The sequence below is a fragment of the Streptomyces pyxinae genome, assembly GCF_024756275.1.
Taxonomy (GTDB): Bacteria; Actinomycetota; Actinomycetes; order Streptomycetales; family Streptomycetaceae; genus Streptomyces; species Streptomyces pyxinae.
In genome coordinates this window covers 1-15,841 of sequence record NZ_JANUGQ010000008.1, presented here as the reverse complement: position 1 = coordinate 15,841, position 15,841 = coordinate 1, and the positions used below count along the sequence as shown (strand labels likewise).

General features: G+C 75.7%; 8 protein-coding genes. 5 read left to right on the top strand and 3 right to left on the bottom strand.

Annotation, left to right across the window (positions count from 1 at the left end):
- Positions 1 to 13 precede the first annotated feature (13 nt).
- Positions 14 to 1,021 carry an NAD-dependent epimerase/dehydratase family protein gene (locus NX801_RS11495; RefSeq protein WP_258787323.1) on the top strand — a complete coding sequence of 336 codons (1,008 nt, stop codon included), beginning with the start codon at positions 14 to 16 and terminating at the stop codon, positions 1,019 to 1,021.
- Positions 1,022 to 1,231: 210 nt separating this feature from the next.
- The gene (locus NX801_RS11490; protein WP_258787320.1) at positions 1,232 to 2,776 is read left to right on the top strand and encodes a DUF1996 domain-containing protein; all 1,545 of its coding nucleotides are present in this window, start codon (positions 1,232 to 1,234) and stop codon (positions 2,774 to 2,776) included.
- Between the two features lie 105 nt (positions 2,777 to 2,881).
- On the opposite strand, the gene NX801_RS11485 is transcribed toward NX801_RS11490, so the two are convergent.
- On the bottom strand, positions 2,882 to 3,457 hold the full coding sequence (locus NX801_RS11485) for a hypothetical protein (RefSeq protein ID WP_258787319.1): 576 nt from the start codon (positions 3,455 to 3,457) through the stop codon (positions 2,882 to 2,884).
- A 106-nt stretch (positions 3,458 to 3,563) separates the two neighbouring features.
- Here NX801_RS11485 and NX801_RS11480 point away from each other — a divergent pair, with 106 nt between their 5' ends.
- Together NX801_RS11480 and NX801_RS11475 are read left to right on the top strand one after the other, a co-directional pair.
- The gene (locus NX801_RS11480) at positions 3,564 to 6,785 is read left to right on the top strand and encodes an alpha-N-acetylglucosaminidase (RefSeq protein ID WP_258787318.1); all 3,222 of its coding nucleotides are present in this window, start codon (positions 3,564 to 3,566) and stop codon (positions 6,783 to 6,785) included.
- 49 nt (positions 6,786 to 6,834) lie between these two features.
- On the top strand, positions 6,835 to 8,757 hold the full coding sequence (locus tag NX801_RS11475; RefSeq protein WP_258787317.1) for a hypothetical protein: 1,923 nt from the start codon (positions 6,835 to 6,837) through the stop codon (positions 8,755 to 8,757).
- A gap of 43 nt (positions 8,758 to 8,800) precedes the next feature.
- Here the strand turns inward: NX801_RS11475 and NX801_RS11470 are convergent, their stop codons facing one another.
- Positions 8,801 to 9,337 carry a hypothetical protein gene (locus NX801_RS11470; RefSeq protein ID WP_428986122.1) on the bottom strand — a complete coding sequence of 179 codons (537 nt, stop codon included), beginning with the start codon at positions 9,335 to 9,337 and terminating at the stop codon, positions 8,801 to 8,803.
- Positions 9,338 to 9,401: 64 nt separating this feature from the next.
- Between NX801_RS11470 and NX801_RS11465 the strand changes: the two genes are divergently transcribed.
- Positions 9,402 to 10,118 (top strand): TetR/AcrR family transcriptional regulator, encoded by a 717-nt coding sequence (locus tag NX801_RS11465; RefSeq protein WP_258787315.1) that lies wholly within the window; start codon positions 9,402 to 9,404, stop codon positions 10,116 to 10,118.
- A 143-nt stretch (positions 10,119 to 10,261) separates the two neighbouring features.
- Here NX801_RS11465 and pulA read toward each other — a convergent pair whose 3' ends face one another.
- Positions 10,262 to 15,763 carry a pullulanase-type alpha-1,6-glucosidase gene (gene pulA / locus NX801_RS11460; protein ID WP_258787606.1) on the bottom strand — a complete coding sequence of 1,834 codons (5,502 nt, stop codon included), beginning with the start codon at positions 15,761 to 15,763 and terminating at the stop codon, positions 10,262 to 10,264.
- Positions 15,764 to 15,841 lie beyond the last annotated feature (78 nt).

Here is a 15,841-nt window from a genome sequence, read left to right as displayed (position 1 = left end):
CAGGGTCGAGCCCATGAGGCTATTGATACTGGGTGGTACGGAGTTCGTGGGCCGGGCGGTCACCGAGGCGGCGGTGGCCCGGTCGTGCGAGGTGACGGTCTTCAATCGGGGCAGCCGTCCGGTGCCGGCCGGGGTCCGGGTACTGCGCGGGGACCGCACCGCGCCGGACGGGCTCGCCGCGCTGGCGGACGGCGAGTGGGACCTGGTCGTGGACACCTGGTCGGCCGACCCGGGCCCCGTCCGGGACGCGGCGCGGCTGCTGGCGGAGCGGGCCGGGCGATACGCGTATGTGTCCAGCCGCAGTGTGTACACCTGGCCCGCCCCGGCCGGCGCGGCCGAGGACGCCCCGGTGGTGGCGGGGGCCGGGCCGGACGAGACCGGGGTGCCGTACCCGGAGGCCAAGCGGGGTGGCGAGCTGGCGGCGCTGGACGCCTTCGGTCCCGACCGGACCCTGCTGGCGCGGGCGGGGCTGATCCTGGGCCCCTGGGAGAACATCGGTCGGCTCCCCTGGTGGCTGCGCCGGATCGCCCGGGGCGGACCGGTGCTCGCCCCCGGGCCGCGCGAGCTGCCGCTCCAGTACATCGACGCGCGGGACCTGGCCGGCTGGCTGCTGACGGCGGCCGGGGCCGGGCTCTCGGGGGCGTACGACCTGGTGAGCCCGCCCGGCCACACCACCATGGGCGAACTGCTCGACACCTGCGTCCGGGTGACCGGCGCCGACGCGGAACTGCGGTGGACCGAGCCGGAGAAGATCCTCGCCGCCGGGATCACCCCTTGGACCGAGCTGCCGGTCTGGAGTCCGCCGGGGTGGGAGAACGGGGCGTACGAGGCGATGCACCGCTCGGATCCGGGCAAGGCGCGGGCGGCGGGGCTGCGTTGCCGCCCGGTGGCGGAGACGGTCGCGGACACCTGGGCATGGCTGCGCGCGGCGGACGGCACGGACCGTACGGGGCCGGAGCCGGCGCGGCGGGCGATGGGACTGCCGGCCGAGAAGGAGGCCGAGGTGCTGAACGGCGGCTGATTCCCTGCCGGTTGGCGCCCCGAGGAGCCGGGGGCCGATGGTACGGGGCGGGTGGTACGGGCCGGGGCACGAGCCCCGGGGCCGGTTTCCGGCCGGTCCGGTGCGGAGACCGGCCGGTCCCGTGCGCCGCTGAACGCCCCGCGCGTCCCGTCCGTATGGAACGGAGCGGTTTCCCACCCGCCCAGGATTCCCGCCCAGGATTGGAGCTCCATGGGACGCACACGTAAACGGTCGAAACTGGCGAACCGGGCGATCGCCGCCTCGGCCGCACTGGTACTGGGCGGGGGCGGGCTGCTGGCCGCCAATTTCTACGCCTCGGCGGGCGAGGGCCGGTTCGGGGGCGGGCCCCAGGAGCAGCGGACCGTGAACACCGCGACACGGATCTCCACGATCGACTGTCCGGAGGTCGCCAACGGGCTGCCCGACGTCCCCGAGGGGGCACGCCCCGAGGTGGACCGGGAGCTGGCGGCGATGGACACCCAGATCACCGAGGCGTATCAGCGGTTCGCGGACCGGCGGGAGCAGGTGCAGCGGGACCGGGCGTTCGCGGAGAGCGCCGTCCTCGATCCGCTGAAGGACAAGCGGCGGGCCGCCATCGAGCGCATCGCGGTCGCCATCGGCCGGAACGCCGGGCGGCCTCAGGGTCTTGAGTCCCTCGCCCCCTGCACCCTGCGCGCCGACGACGACGGCATCGAGACCGCGGAGGCGGCGGAGACCAAGGGCCGGAACGGACAGAACGGTTTCCCGGGCGGCGGCAACGGTGGTGGCGACAACCGCGGCGGAACCCGGGACAACGGCAACGGCAACGGCAACGGCAACAATCAGAACGGGAACGGCGGGAACGGCGGCCGGGGGGCGGGGCAGGCGGGGAACGGGCCGGTCGCCTCGGACTTCGCGGACATCAGGTCGGTCCGGCCCAATGCGCGCAAGCCGAGGCAGCTCCAGAACGCCTCCCGGGGCACCTTCACCAGCAGTTGCGGCCGGAACGAGAACGGCAAGTTCAACCCGGACAATGTGATCGTCGCGCCCGGGGTCAGCAATGGCGCCCACCATATGCACGACTACGTGGGCAACCAGGCCAATGACGCCTTCGCCAGTGACGACGACCTGGCGCGCGGTGAGACCACCTGCCGCAACCAGGGCGACCGGTCCACCTACTACTGGCCCGTGCTGCGGCTCCAGAACGGCCGGAACGACCAGGACGCCAACGCCGACGGCGGCGGGCGGGACCAGAACGTGGGCGAGATCCTCACCCCCTCCCAGGTGACTCTGAACTTCGTCGGCAGCCCGGTCTCCCGGGTCACCGCCATGCCGAAGTTCCTGCGGATCATCACCGGTGACGCCAAGGCGTTCACCAACGGCGATGCCAACGCCAACGCCTCCTGGAGCTGCACCGGTTTCGAGAACCGGCAGCTGAAGGCGAAGTACCCGGTCTGCCCGCAGGGTTCCCAGGTGGTGCGCAGTTTCAGCTTCCAGAGCTGCTGGGACGGGCGGAACACCGACAGCGCCAACCACCGCACCCATGTCGCCTTCGCCGGCCGCGACGGCCGCTGCCCGGCCGGCTTCCGGGCCATCCCGCAGCTGGTGCAGCGGATCGTCTACGACGTCCCGGCGGGAGCCACCTTCGCCGTGGACTCGTTCCCGGAGCAGTTGCACAAGCCGGTCACCGACCACGGGGACTTCATCAATGTGTTCAGCAACGGGCTGATGCGTCAGGTGGTGAACTGCGTCAACACCGGCCGCCGGTGTGCCTGAGCACCGCGCCACCCCGCCCCGCCCCCGGGACGGGGACCTGACCCCGAGAGTCCCCCGCGTACGGTACGCGGGGGACTCTCCGGCGTCGTGGCACGACCGGGGGGCTCAGCCTCCGTGGTGACCCGCGCCCGCGTGGCCGTCGGCGTGCTCCCCGTCGCCCGAGCCGGAGCCGGAGGACGAGCCGGAGCCGTCGTCCGAACCGGAGCCGTCGTCCGGGCCGGAGCCGTCGTCCGGGCCGGAGCCCGTGGGCGCGGCGCCGCCGCCGGTGGATCCGCCGCCGTGGTGGCCCTCGGCCACCTCCAGCTCGCCGCCCAGCCGGTTGCGTACCGCCTCGACCACCGGCCGGTCGCCGGCGGCCACCCACTTGCGGCCGACCAGATAGGCGCCGCCGTAGTCATTGGCCTCGTTGATCCACTCCCGCTGGCCACGGTCGGTGGCGAAGGTGGTCAGCACGTACTTCCCGTCCTCCGTCGCGCAGTTGGCCTGGCGCAGCTCCTGCGCCTGGGTGCCCATGTCCGGCACGCACTTCGCCCGCTCGGCCAGTTCCTCCAGCGAGCCGGTCGCGGTCCTCGGGGGCCCGTCGGGCTCCTCGCCGCCCGTTCCGCACGCCGCGACGGCGGGGAGACCCAGGGCCACCAGTACGGCGGCCACCACTGCCACACGAGTTCGTTCCGTACGCATCCGGCCATCCTGCCGGTCCGGGTCCCCGCTCCGGGGCCGGACGGCGAGTAACGTGCGAAGCCTCCACAAATGACGCTCCGTCAGAAACGCTCAGGAGGACGGTGCCATGGCCCGAGTGTCGAGACGCGCGCTGCTGAGCGGCGCCGGGGCGGTCGGTGCGGCCGCCGCCCTCCCGGTCTCCGGTACGGCCCCCGCCGCGGCGGCATCCGGTACGACGCCGGCCGGTACGGCGGTTCCCGCCCGGGCGGACGGCCCGGAGCGTACGGGCCCCGGAGGCGCCGATCCCACCGCCGCCGCGCGGGCGGCGCTGCGGCGGCTGCTGCCGCACCACGCCGGGCAGTTCCGGCTGCGCCCGCTGCCCGGGGAGGCCGCCGGGAGCCCCGACCGGTTCCGGGTCGCCGGCACCACCGGCCGCGTCGAGGTGGCGGGCACCGGGGCGGCCACCCTGCTGACCGGTGTCCACTGGTATCTCAAGTACGCCGCCGGGGCGCATCTCTCCTGGGCCGGCAGCCGGGTGGAGCTGCCGGACCGGCTTCCCGCGCCCGGCCGGCCGCTGGAGCGCCGGGCCACCGTGCCGCACCGGTTCGCGCTCAACGACACCCACGACGGCTACACCGCCCCGTACGCCGACTGGCCCCGCTGGGAGCGGCTGATCGACGTCCTGGCCCTGCACGGCTGCAACGAGGTGCTGGTCACCGCCGGACAGGAGGCGGTGTACCACCGGCTGCTCCAGGAGTTCGGCTACTCCGGCGCCGAGGCCCGCGCCTGGCTGCCCGCCCCCTCCCACCAGCCCTGGTGGTTGCTCCAGAACATGAGCGGCTACGGCGGACCGGTGGATCCGGCACTGCTGGGCCGCCGGACCGAGCTGGGCCGCCGGATCTGCGACCGGCTGCGCGAGCTGGGCATGGAGCCGGTGCTGCCGGGATACTTCGGCACCGTCCCGGAGGACTTCACCACCCGGAACCCGGGCGCCCGGACCGTGCCCCAGGGCGTCTGGGCCGGGCTGCGGCGCCCCGACTGGCTCGATCCGCGCACCCCCGCGTTCCGGGCGGTGGCCGCCGCCTTCTACCGCCACCAGAAGGAACTCTTCGGTCCGGCCCGGCTGTTCAAGATGGACCTGCTCCACGAGGGCGGCACCGCAGGGGACGTACCGGTGCCGGAGGCCGCCCGGGCGGTGCAGGGCGCGTTGCGCGCCGCCCGGCCGGACGCCACCTGGGTGCTGCTCGGCTGGCAGGCCAATCCGCGCCGGGAGCTGCTCGACGCGCTCGACCGGGACCGGACGCTGGTGGTGGACGGCCTCTCCGACCTGGAGTCGGTCACCGACCGGGAGCGGGACTGGGGCGGCGTCCCGTACGCCTTCGGGAGCATCCCCAACTTCGGTGGCCGCACCACCCTGGGCGCCCGCACCCACCAGTGGAGCGCGCGGTTCACCGCCTGGCGCGACCGGCCGGGCTCGGCGCTCGCCGGGACGGCGTACATGCCCGAGGCGGCCGAGCGCGACCCGGCCGCCTTCGAGCTGTTCTCCGAACTGGCCTGGCGAAACGAGCCGGTGGACCGGGAGCGCTGGTTCACGGAGTACGCGGCGCTGCGCTACGGCGGCCAGGACCCGGCGGCTGCCGAGGCGTTCGGGGTGCTGCGGGAGACCGCGTACCGGATCACCAGCCGGGACGGCCGGCCGCACGACTCGGTCTTCGCCGCCCGGCCGAGCCTGACCGCCGCCTCGGGGGCGTACTACGCCACCCACTCCCCCGCCTACGATCTGCCCGCCTTCGACCGGGCGTTCGCCGCCCTGCTCGCCGTACGGGAACCACTGCGCCGCTCGGACGCCTACCGGCACGATCTCACCGACCTCGCCCGGCAGGCGCTCGCCAACCGCTCCTGGACGCTGATCGGGCAGCTCAGGGCGGCGTACGGACGGAAGGACGCCGACGCCTTCCGGGCGCTGTCCCGGCTCTGGCTGCGGCTGATGCGGCTCAGCGACGAGATGGCCGGCTGCCACCGGGCGTTCCTGCTCGGGCCGTGGCTGGCGGACGCCCGGCGGGAGGGCCGGGAGCGCACCGCCCGGGCGCTGATCACCACCTGGGCCGACCGGCCGACCGCCGACGCCGGGCACCTCGCCAACTACGCCAACCGCGACTGGTCCGGGCTGATCGCGGATGTCCATCTGCCGCAGTGGGACGCGTACTTGGGCGCGCTGGCCGACGCGCTGGACCGGGACCGGGACCGGGACCGGGAGTCGGACCGGGACCCGGCGGGCCGGGAGCCGGAGCCGGCGGGCCGGTTCGACTGGTACGCCGCCGAGGAGGCGTGGACCCGGCGCACCGAGCCGTATCCGCTCCGGCCGACCGGGGACCCGTACCGCACCGCCCGGCGGGTCCACGCGGTGCTCGCCCGCGCCCCCTACCAGGGCGGGGTGACCGTCACCGGTGAGCCCGGGGCCCTGGCGCCCGGTGCCACCGCCCGGGTCACCGCCGTCTTCCGCAACCTCAACGGGCTGCGCGCCACCGGCCCGGTCCGGCTGGCACTGGACGTCCCCGGGACCGGCGCCCGGCCGCCCCGGGAGGTGGGGCCCGTCCCGGCGGCCGGGAGCGCCGCCGCCGAGTGGCGGATCACCGTACCGGACCGGCCGCTGGTCCGTCCTGTGGAGCCGCTGCCGTACGAACTCTCCGCGCGGTACGGCCCCGGGGGCGAGCCCCCGGTCACCACCGTGCACCCCGGCAGGCTGTGGCTGGCCGGCCCGCTGGAGCCCGGCTGGTCCGTCCACACCACCAATGAGGCGGTCTTCGGGCAGCTCGGCACCGGTCCGGACGCGCGGTACGGGATCGGCGGCGGCGGCCAGGACCTGTGGAGGTCCACCGCCGAGTTCGGGGCCCTGTTCCGGCCGGGCGGCCTGCCGGACGGCGCGGTGCTCACCGTCCGGGTGGACGAGCAGGACACCACCGGGCCCTGGGCGCGGGCCGGTCTGGTGGTGCGCGCCCGGCTCGCCGAGCCCGGCGCCCCCGGCTTCCTCACCCTGGCGGTGACCCCGGCCAACGGGGTGGTGCTGGCGTACGACGCGGACGGCGACGGGGCGCCGGACACCCAGCTCCGGCTGGCCGGGGTGCGCGTCCCGGTGCTGCTGCGGCTGGCCCGGAGCGGGCCGGAGGTCACCGGTTCCTGCTCCACCGACGGCGGTACGAGCTGGCGCCCGGTCGCCTCCGTCCGGCCGCCCGGCCTCCCCCCGGCGGCCGACGCGGGGCTGTTCATGACCGCCGCCCACGGGGGCTCCGGCGCCCGGGGCACGGCGGTCTTCAGCGGCCTGGGGGGCCTCGGCGGCCTGGTTCATTGATGCGGAGACACACCCATAACCGGGACGGGATTCGCTCGTTCTGCTCAAAGTGAGCACCCAGGATCTCGTCGCACCCTCCCCCGTCGACCTCGGCCGGGCCGAGGCAGCGCTGGTCGAGCACTATCCCCGGCTGGTGCGCATCGCCTATCTGGTGCTGCCGCCGTCGCTGGAGCGCGGCCGCCGGGTGCTGACCGCCCATGCCCTGGTGCAGCGCTCGCTGCCGCGCCGCAAGGACGCCGCGGCCGGGGTCCCCGGGGCCCGGCGGGCCGAGGACGCGGGGGACCCCGGGTACGCCTTCCTCCGCGCCCAGGTGCTCCGCCAGGCACTGGAGGCGGGCGGCCCGCGCGGCCGGCTCGGGCTGCCCCGGCGGGCGCAGCTGCCCCCGCTGCTGCCCCGGGTCTGGGGGCTGCGGCTCGCCCCGCGCGCGGGCGGCACCGACGAGATGGCGCTCGACCAGCGGCTCGGCGGGCTCTCCGGGGCGGCGCGGGCGGTGGTGGTGCTGCGCGGTCTGGAGCGGCAGGGCGATCCGGAGGTGCTGCGGGTGCTGGCCGCCGCCGGGGTGGCGCAGCCCAAGCGGGCGCTGGCCGAGGCGAACCGGGTCGCGGTGCCGCACGGGCTGCTGGAGTCGGCCGAGTTCGACCCCTGCTCGCTGCGGGCCCGTCCCACCGATCTGCGCCGCCGCAGACAGCACACCCGGGCCGGTCTGGCGGCGCTGGCGGCGGCCGTGGTGTGCGCGGGGCTGCTCGGATTGCCGGGCGGGGGCGGCTGGGGCCCGGACGGCGCTGCGGCCCCGCCGTACGCCCGCAACCCGGTGTCGGAGGCGGCGCTCAACCCGGCGAACGTACGGAAGGTGGCGGCGAGCGCCTGGCGGAAGTCGCCGCGTACGGACTTCACCGTCTGGCCCGCGCGCGGTGAATCGCGGGGCGATCAGGAGCTGTTGCGGCGGGCGCTGGCGGTGTGGGCGCGGCCGGGCGGTTCGGTGCAGGCGTCGGCCACCCCCGGCACCCTGCCCGGGCCGCCGATGGGCCCGCCCCAGCTGCTCTTCGCGGGCGTGGTGGACCGGGCCAGGGTGGTGCTCTTCCACGACGGACTGCGGGTGGTGCGGTACGCCGAGCCCAAGGACGGTTCGGCGGGCGCGGCGCTGGACTTCGCCCGGACCGACGGGGCGGACATGGCCGGTGCGGAGGCGCTGGTGGTCGGCCGCGTCAACGCCAATGTCCGCTATCTGACCGCCCCCTGGGTGCGGGAGGCGTCGGTGCGCGATCTGCTGGACCCGGCGGCCGGGCCGCGCCCGCTGCCCCGGGACGCGCGGGGGGTCACCGACGCGCTGGTCAGCCCGGTCGCGGTGAGCACCTGCAAGGGGTGGGACGCGCTGGAGCTGCGGGACGAGGAGGCCACCCGGACGCTCAGCGACCTCGGGGAGATCGTCCCGGCCCGGCTGACCTCGGGCCCACCCGCCGAGCGGACGGACGTGACCGGCACGTCGGCGCGGAAGGAGTGGTCCCGGACTGCCTGTCTGCTGCCCGCCGTCCGCGCCCAGGGCGTACGGTCGGTCAACTCCTGGCGGTTCGCCCAGCAGGAGCTGCCCGAGTCGGGAGGCCGGGCCTCCTGGGTCTGCACCCGCGCGGAGACCTGGCGCGGCGCGGGCACCACGGTGGTGGCCCAGTTCCAGGCGCCGGGCGCCAAGCCGGGGGCGCCCGGCGCGGTGGCGGCGAAGGCGGTGGACTCGCTCGCCTGCGGGGAGCGGGAGGCCCGGGTGCTGGCCGGGGTCCTCTGGCAGTCGCCGGAGCGGAAGAACTGGTACCTGGTGGCGGCGGGCAGCGCGGGCGTCGCGTCGCTGACCGTGACCGGCGGGGTGGAGGGCGAGTCGGACATGCGGCTGCTCACCGTGGCGACCGACCGGGCGGCGGCGGCCCGCGCCAAGCTGACCGGCACCCTGGAGGACGGCACCGAGGCCGAGGCGCTGCACTGATCCCGGGCCGCTGAGTCCGGGGCCGGTCCCGCCGGTCCCCGGGTCAGGGCAGCAGCAGCCAGTCGGCGGCGAGCGCGGCGAGCAGTCCCCCGGTGAGCAGCCAGGTCCCCAGCCGGGTACGGCCGTTCCGGCTGAGCTCGATCACCACCCCGCAGAGGATCATGGCGAGTCCGTAGACGCCGACCACCAGCACCGAGGTGCGCTCGGCGAGCCGGAGCACCAGCAGCACCGCCAGCGCCACCAGCAGCACGGTGGCGGCGGTGACCCGCAGCCGCCGCGCCTGGCGCGGGGTGAGCCGCCTCGGCGCCCCGGCATCGGGGGCGAGGACGGGGGCGGAGCCGGGCGCGGGGTCGGGCCCCGGCTCCCGGACGGATATCGGCTCCGGGCCCGGAGCGGCCGCCGGTTCCCGGCCGGGTGCCGATCGCGGACCGGCCATCGGCTCGGGATCGGGTCCCGGCTCGGGGACGGCTGTCGGCTCCGGGCCGGACTCGGTCCCGGGCGCGGGGCCTGGCTCGGGATCCGGGGCGGGCGCGGGGGGTCTACCGGGGCTGGTTCCGGGGGCGGATTCGGGGGCGGTCATGGTCCGGCAGCGTAACGGAAGCTGCACACCCCATCGTTCGAAAACCCCCGGTTACGCTGTCCGTATGACGACCGGGGTGCGGCGACGGATGGGTGTCGAGGAGCGCAGGCAGCAGCTGATCGGGGTGGCGCTGGAGTTGTTCAGCCGCCGCTCGCCCGAGGAGGTCGCGATCGACGAGATCGCCGCCGCCGCGGGAATCTCCCGGCCGCTGGTCTACCACTACTTCCCCGGCAAGCTGAGCCTCTACGAGGCGGCGCTGCGCCGGGCGGCCGACGATCTGACGGCCCGGCTCACCGAGCCCCCGGAGGGGCCGGTCGGGGCCCGGCTGCTGCGGGTGATGGGACGGGTCTTCGACTTCGTGGAGGACCACGGCCCGGGCTTCTCGGCCCTGCTGCGCGGGGGCCCGGCGGCCGGTTCCTCCACCGCCTCGGCCCTGGTGGACGGGGTGCGGCAGGCGGCGTACGAACAGATCCTGGCGCATCTGGAGGTGACCGGGCCGTCGGCCAGGCTGGAGCTGGTGGTGCGCTCCTGGGTGTCGCTCGTGGAGTCGACGGCGCTGCTCTGGCTGGACGGGCGGCGGGTGGACCGCGCCGAACTGGAGGCCCGGCTGGTGGGCGACTTCGCGGCGATGGTGGCGGTGAGCGCCGCGTACGACGAGGAGCTGGCGGCACTGGCGGCGCGGCTGCTGGCCGGTGCGTCGGCCGGTGGTCCGCTCGGGGACCTGGCCGGCCGGCTCGGGGCGCTGCTGGCGGCTGCGGACCCAGAGCCGGTGCCCTCCTGACCCACCGAGCGCCGACCGGCGGGGCCCCCGGGACCCCGCCCGGTCACCGGGCGCCGAATGGCGGGCCCCGTCGGGAGATCCCGCCGGGGCGAGTCCCCACGGCCCACCGGGGCCACCGGGGCCCGGCGGGATCTCCCGGGCGCTCAGCGGCGGGTGAAGACGGCCACCGTACGGGCCGGGACGGTGAAGGTGCCGGAGCCCCGGTCGTACGCCGCCGTCCGGGTCACGGGGTCGGCACCCCGGGCCTGCACCGGGTGCGGCCGGTAGGCCGTACCGGAGAGCGCGGGCACGGTCTGGGTCCGGGTACCCGGAGTGGCGTTGAAGACCACCACCAGGTCGCCCAGGCGCATGGTGATCACGCCCGGGGTCTCTTCCGGCCCGGAGAGCGGGAAGGAGAGCGCCTCCCGCACCTGCTCGGTGGTGGCGAGGCCGAACGCGGGCTCGGTCGCCCGGATCGTGAGCAGGTCCCGGTAGGCGGCCGAGGCGGCGGTGATCTCCGGGCAGCCCATCCGCAGCGCCGGGTCGGCCAACAGGGGCTTGGCGTACGGCCACTTGTCCCGGTTGTCGGCGGCGGGCGGCAGTCCGCGCCCGAAGCCGTTGCCCGCCCGGCAGTCCCAGTGCGGGGTGTTGAACCAGTCGCCGCTGTCGTAGGAGTTGCGGTCCAGGGACTTGGAGCGCAGCAGCTCGCTGCCGGCCTGGGAGAGCGCCGGGCCCTGCGAGAGTACGGCGGTCGCCAGCGCCACCACCTGCGCCCTGGCCCGGTCGGCGGGCCGGGTGGCGGCCGGGAGCTTGAACGCCAGGGCGTCGTACAGGGTTTCGTTGTCGTGGGCGTCGGCGTAGGCGAGGGCGTCACCGGGGGCGGCGGCGTATCCGGCCGGGGCGCCGTTGTAGTCGACCCCGGCCCCGGTGACGGCACGGCCCAGGGTGTCGGTGAAGGGGTAGTCCGCGAGGTTGCCGGTCAGCCCCACCTTGACGAGGTCCTGGTAGTGCAGGAGCCGGGCCCGCTGCTCGGCCGGAGTGCCGTTGGCGGGTGAGCCGTTGGGGTCGGTGAACAGTCCGGAGGCGAAACCCTGGACGCGCGGGTCGGTGTCGAAGGGGCCGCCGCCGCGCACCGCGTCCCGGGCCCGGTCGGAGAAGGTGGCGACGCCGGTCCCGGCCATGTTCTTCTGGGTGGCCTGGACGAAGCGGGCGTCGTTCGCCACCTCGCCGAAGTTCCAGCCCTCGCCGTAGAGGATGATCCGCTTGCCGTCCACCCCGTCCCGGGCCGGGGTCAGCGCGTCCAGGGCCTCGCGGACGGCGAGGATGTTGGCCTTGGGGTGGTGGCCCATGAGGTCGAAGCGGAAGCCGTCCACCTTGTACTCCCGGGCCCAGGTGACCACCGAGTCCACCACCAGTTTGCCCATCATGGTGTGTTCGGGCGCGGTGTTGGCGCAGCAGGTGGAGGTGGCCACGGCGCCGTCGTCGAGCAGCCGCTGGTAGTAGCCGGGCACGATCCGGTCGAGCACCGACCGCTCGTCCTGGCCGCTCGCCACGGTGTGGTTGTAGACCACGTCCATGACCGTGCGCAGCCCGGCGCCGTTCAGTGACCGCACCATCCGCCGGAACTCGACGGTGCGGGCGGTGCCGTCCGGATCGGAGGCGTACGAGCCCTCCGGGACGGTGTGGTGCAGGGGGTCGTACCCCCAGTTGAAGGCGTCCTTCGCGGCCGTCGCGGCCACGCACTCCTGCTGGGCCGCCGCGTCGGGCGGGAGCGAGGCGAGGTCGCAACCGGGCTCGCTCTGGCCGGACTCGCGCTCCGGGACGGTGCCGAAGTCGAAGACGGGGAGCAGATGGACGTAGGAGGTCCCGGCGGCGGCCAGCCCGCGCAGGTGCCGCATTCCGTCCGAGGCGGTGTCGGTGAAGGCGAGATAGCCGCCGGGGTGCCGGGAGGTGGGATCGTGCGCCGAGAAGTCGCGCAGGTGCAGCTCCTGGATGCGGGCGTTCCGCAGCGGGACGGCGGCGGGTTTGCGCAGCCCCTGCCAGCCCTTCGGGGCCAGCCGCGGATCGGCCAGGTCGGTGACCAGGCTGCGGGCCGAGTCGGCGGTGAGGGCGGTGGAGTAGGGGTCGGTGACCCGGTTGGTGACGGTCCGGCCCGCGGTGGGTGCCCAGACGGTGACGGCGTAGCGGTAGGGCCGGTCGCGCCAGCCGGGCGGCCCGGTGACCGACCACACCCCGGTCGCCGCGTCCCGCCGCATCGGGACCGACTCCCGGGTTTTTCCGCCCAGTTCGAGGGCGACGGTACGGGCGGTGGGCGCCCAGACCGCGAGAGTGGGCCGGCCGTGGTGGAAGACCGGGCCGAGCCGGGCCCCGGCCGCCTTCCGGCCGTAGAGGTCGTCCAGCACACCCGGGAGCTGGACGCCGGTCGCCGCGAGCAGAGCGCCGGTGGTGGCGTGCTGGGCGGCGACGACCTGGCCGCGCAGGGCCTCCGGGACACGGGACCGGTCGCGGGGGTCGATGACGTACGCGGGCCAGTCCTTGAGGTGCGGGTAGGCCGCCCGCTGGGCCGCGCTCAGGGTGGCGGGGAGGAGCCGCAGCCAGCGTGCGGTGCCGCCGGCCGTGGGGTCGGCCGCCGAGATGCCGCCGTGCGGCGCGTACATCAGCTGCCGGCTGGCGGCTCCGGCGGGCCGGGCCTTCCAGACCACGGTGGTGGCGTCGATCCACTGGGCCTCGGCCTTGCCGAGGTCGGGCGCGGAGGCGGCGGGGCCGGTCGGGAGGAGCGGGGCGGTCTCGCCGGTGAGCAGCCAGATCTCCCGGCCGTGGGTGCCGAAGTCCAGCGAGCGGTCGGCCGGGACGTCCTTCTCGTCGCCCCGGTGGACGATATGACTCAGCGACGTGGCACCGGGCGCGAGCGGCACCTCGAAGACGGCTCCGTACGCGTCCACCCGGACCGGCTCCAGCGGCCGGGCCCAGTCGGTGGGCGTGGCGGCGCCGGTCCAGGTGTGCAGCCCCCAGCCGTCGTACCGCCCGTCGGACCGGTGGTAGTGGATGACCGCCGTGCCGGCCGGCTGGGGCGGATAGGCGCCCTCGGGCGCGGTGTTCCGCTGGCCCGGGTCGCCCTGGGCGATCCAGACCCGGCCGGTGGCGGCGAGGTCCACGGTCCGGGCCGGGCCGTCGGTGGCGCCCGCGCCGCCCGGGGCGCCGCCCCGCTCCACGGTGTAGGTCAGGGTGGTGGCGCCGTCCGGCACCCGGACCCAGGCGAAGGCCCCGTAGGCGTCCCGCCCGGTGAAGGCCGCCGTGGTGCCGGCCGTACCGGTGCCTCCGGTCCCGGTCCCGGTACGCAGCCCCCAGCCGTCGTAGTCGCCGGCCGGGCGCCGGTAGTGGACCACGGCGTACTCCCGGTCCACCGCACCCGGCGGCCCCGGCTTCGGCGGCGGGGGCCCTGCGGTGGTGGCGGCGAGGGCGCTCGCGGTACGGCCCGCCGCGTCCACCGCGACGGCCTTGTAGCGGAGCGGGGTGCCGCCGGGGAGTGCGGCCGGGAGGTGCTGGGTGACCTGGTACGGGGCGTGGTCCGCCGAACCGAGCGTGCGCCAGGGGCCGTCGCCCGCCTGGGCGGCGAAGACCACCCGGGTGAGCCCGTCGCCGTCCACCCGGGCCGTCACCTCGGCGCTGCCGCTCACCCCGGCGGGCGGGGCGGTGAGCCGTACGGCGGGCCCGGCGGCGGGGACGGGCACGGGCCGGTCGGCCCGGAGGACCAGCGAGGCGAGCGCCGGCACGGTGACCGTCAGCTCCCGGCCCCCGGCCCGGACGACGGCCCCGGCACGCGGACCGGCCCCGGCCCCCGGGACGCCCGTACGGGACACGGCCGGGGCGGCGGACCCCGTACGGGACACGGCCGGGGCGGGGGGCTCGGCGCCGTACAGCACCCGGAAGCCGGTGTCCGGGGTGGCGACCGGGATCCGGACGGTCCGGGGCCCGGCCGCGTTGTTGACCGCGACCAGATACTCCCGGTGCGCGTCGGTGCCGCTGAGGCCGGTACGGGAGAAGGCGTAGACACCCGGTCCGTCGCCGGGGTCGGCGTACCGCTCGGTCTGGACACCGTCCCGGAGCGCGGGGTGGGTCCTGGTCAGCCGGGAGAGGGCGGCGATCGAGCGGTAGAGCGGGTGGCCGGGGTCGTACGCGTCGGAGGCGTGGGTGCGGTCGGTGCCGAGCTGGTCGTCGTCCAGGTAGTCGGCGGTCTTCGAGGCGAAGAGGGTCTGACGGGCGTCCTTGTCGCCGCCCGCGCCGGTGAAGCCCTGCTCGTCGCCGTAGTAGACCACCGGATTGCCCCGGCCGAGAAACATCAGCTCGTTGGCGAGCCGGTAGCGGCGCAGCAGTTCGGCCTCGTCCGCGCCCGGGTTGTCCTGGCGCAGAAAGGCGCCGAAGCGGCCCATGTCGTGGTTGCCGAGGAAGGTCACCGACTCATAGGCGTTGGCCTTGTCGGTGGTGTAGCGGTGGTCCTGGGCGAAGAGCCCGGCCAGCTTCCCCGGCGGGCCGCCCCGGGAGGCGTACGACCGGGCCGCGTCCTGGAAGGGGAAGTCCAGGGTGGCGTCGAGCCGGCCCCGGGTGACATAGGGCGCGGTGACGGCCGGGTCGGCGGAGTACACCTCGCCGAACATGAAGAAGTCGGGGCGGCCCCGCTTCGCCGCGTAGGCGTCGAGCGCGGTGGCCCACTGGGTCCAGAACTCGGTGTTGACGTGCTTGACGGTGTCGATCCGGAAGCCGTCGACGGCGAAGTCCTTCACCCACCGCTGGTAGACGCGCTCCATCCCGGCGACCACCTCGGGCCGTTCGGTCCAGAGGTCGTCCAGTCCGGCGAAGTCGCCCTGGGTCGCGGACTCCCCGGCGAAGGTGGAGTCGCCCCGGTTGTGGTACATCGCCGGGTCGTTGAGCCAGTCGGGCACCTTGGCGTGCTCCCTGCCCGGCGGTACGACGGGGATACGGGGAAAGGCGCCGGGGCCGGTCCGGGGGAACGGCCGTGAGCCGGAACCGGGTTGCGCGTGGTCGCCGTCGTCGAACGGGACGCCGTCCCGGCCGAGATAGGGGAAGGCGCCCTTGGCGAGGTAGTCGGTGGTCTTCCCGCCGCCGGGGTCCCGGTGGTCGATGACGTCGGCGGTGTGATTGGTGATGACGTCGAAGAAGACCTTCATCCCCTTGGCGTGGGCCTTGTCGATCAGCCGGGTCAGCTCGGCGTTGCTGCCGAAGTGCGGGTCGACCTGGGTGAAGTCGGTGATCCAGTAACCGTGGTAGCCGGCGCTCGCGTCGGCCCCGGTGCCCTGGACCGGCTGGTTCTTGAAGACCGGCGCCAGCCAGATGGCGGTGGTGCCGAGTCCCTTGATGTAGTCGAGCCGCTCGGTGATCCCCCGGAGGTCGCCGCCCTGGTAGAACCCCTTGTCGGTGGGGTCGTAGCCGGTGCTGAGCCGCGAACCGGCCAGCCCGCCGAGGTCGTTGGCCCGGTCGCCGTTGGCGAACCGGTCGGGCAGCAGGAAGTAGAACTGCTCCCGGGTGAGGTCGTGCCGGGCCGGCTCGGCGGCCAGCCGGGCGTCCGAGGGCGGCGGCGGGGGCGCGGACGCGGCGGTCTCCGCCAGCGCGGGCGCGGCGGGCAGCAGCGCCGCCAGCGCGGCCACCAGGGCGACGGCGATACGGGGCCGGAGCGGGGGGCTGGGCCGGACGCGGACCGCGACCCCGAAGAGGGCGATCAGGACCGC

Coding starts and splice junctions, on each gene's coding strand:
- NX801_RS11465 (WP_258787315.1), top strand. CDS start 9,402: ATGACGACCGGGGTGCGGCGACGGATGGGTGTCGAGGAGCGCAGGCAG.
- NX801_RS11485 (WP_258787319.1), bottom strand. CDS start 3,457: ATGCGTACGGAACGAACTCGTGTGGCAGTGGTGGCCGCCGTACTGGTG.
- NX801_RS11490 (WP_258787320.1), top strand. CDS start 1,232: ATGGGACGCACACGTAAACGGTCGAAACTGGCGAACCGGGCGATCGCC.
- NX801_RS11470 (WP_428986122.1), bottom strand. CDS start 9,337: ATGACCGCCCCCGAATCCGCCCCCGGAACCAGCCCCGGTAGACCCCCC.
- NX801_RS11480 (WP_258787318.1), top strand. CDS start 3,564: ATGGCCCGAGTGTCGAGACGCGCGCTGCTGAGCGGCGCCGGGGCGGTC.
- NX801_RS11495 (WP_258787323.1), top strand. CDS start 14: ATGAGGCTATTGATACTGGGTGGTACGGAGTTCGTGGGCCGGGCGGTC.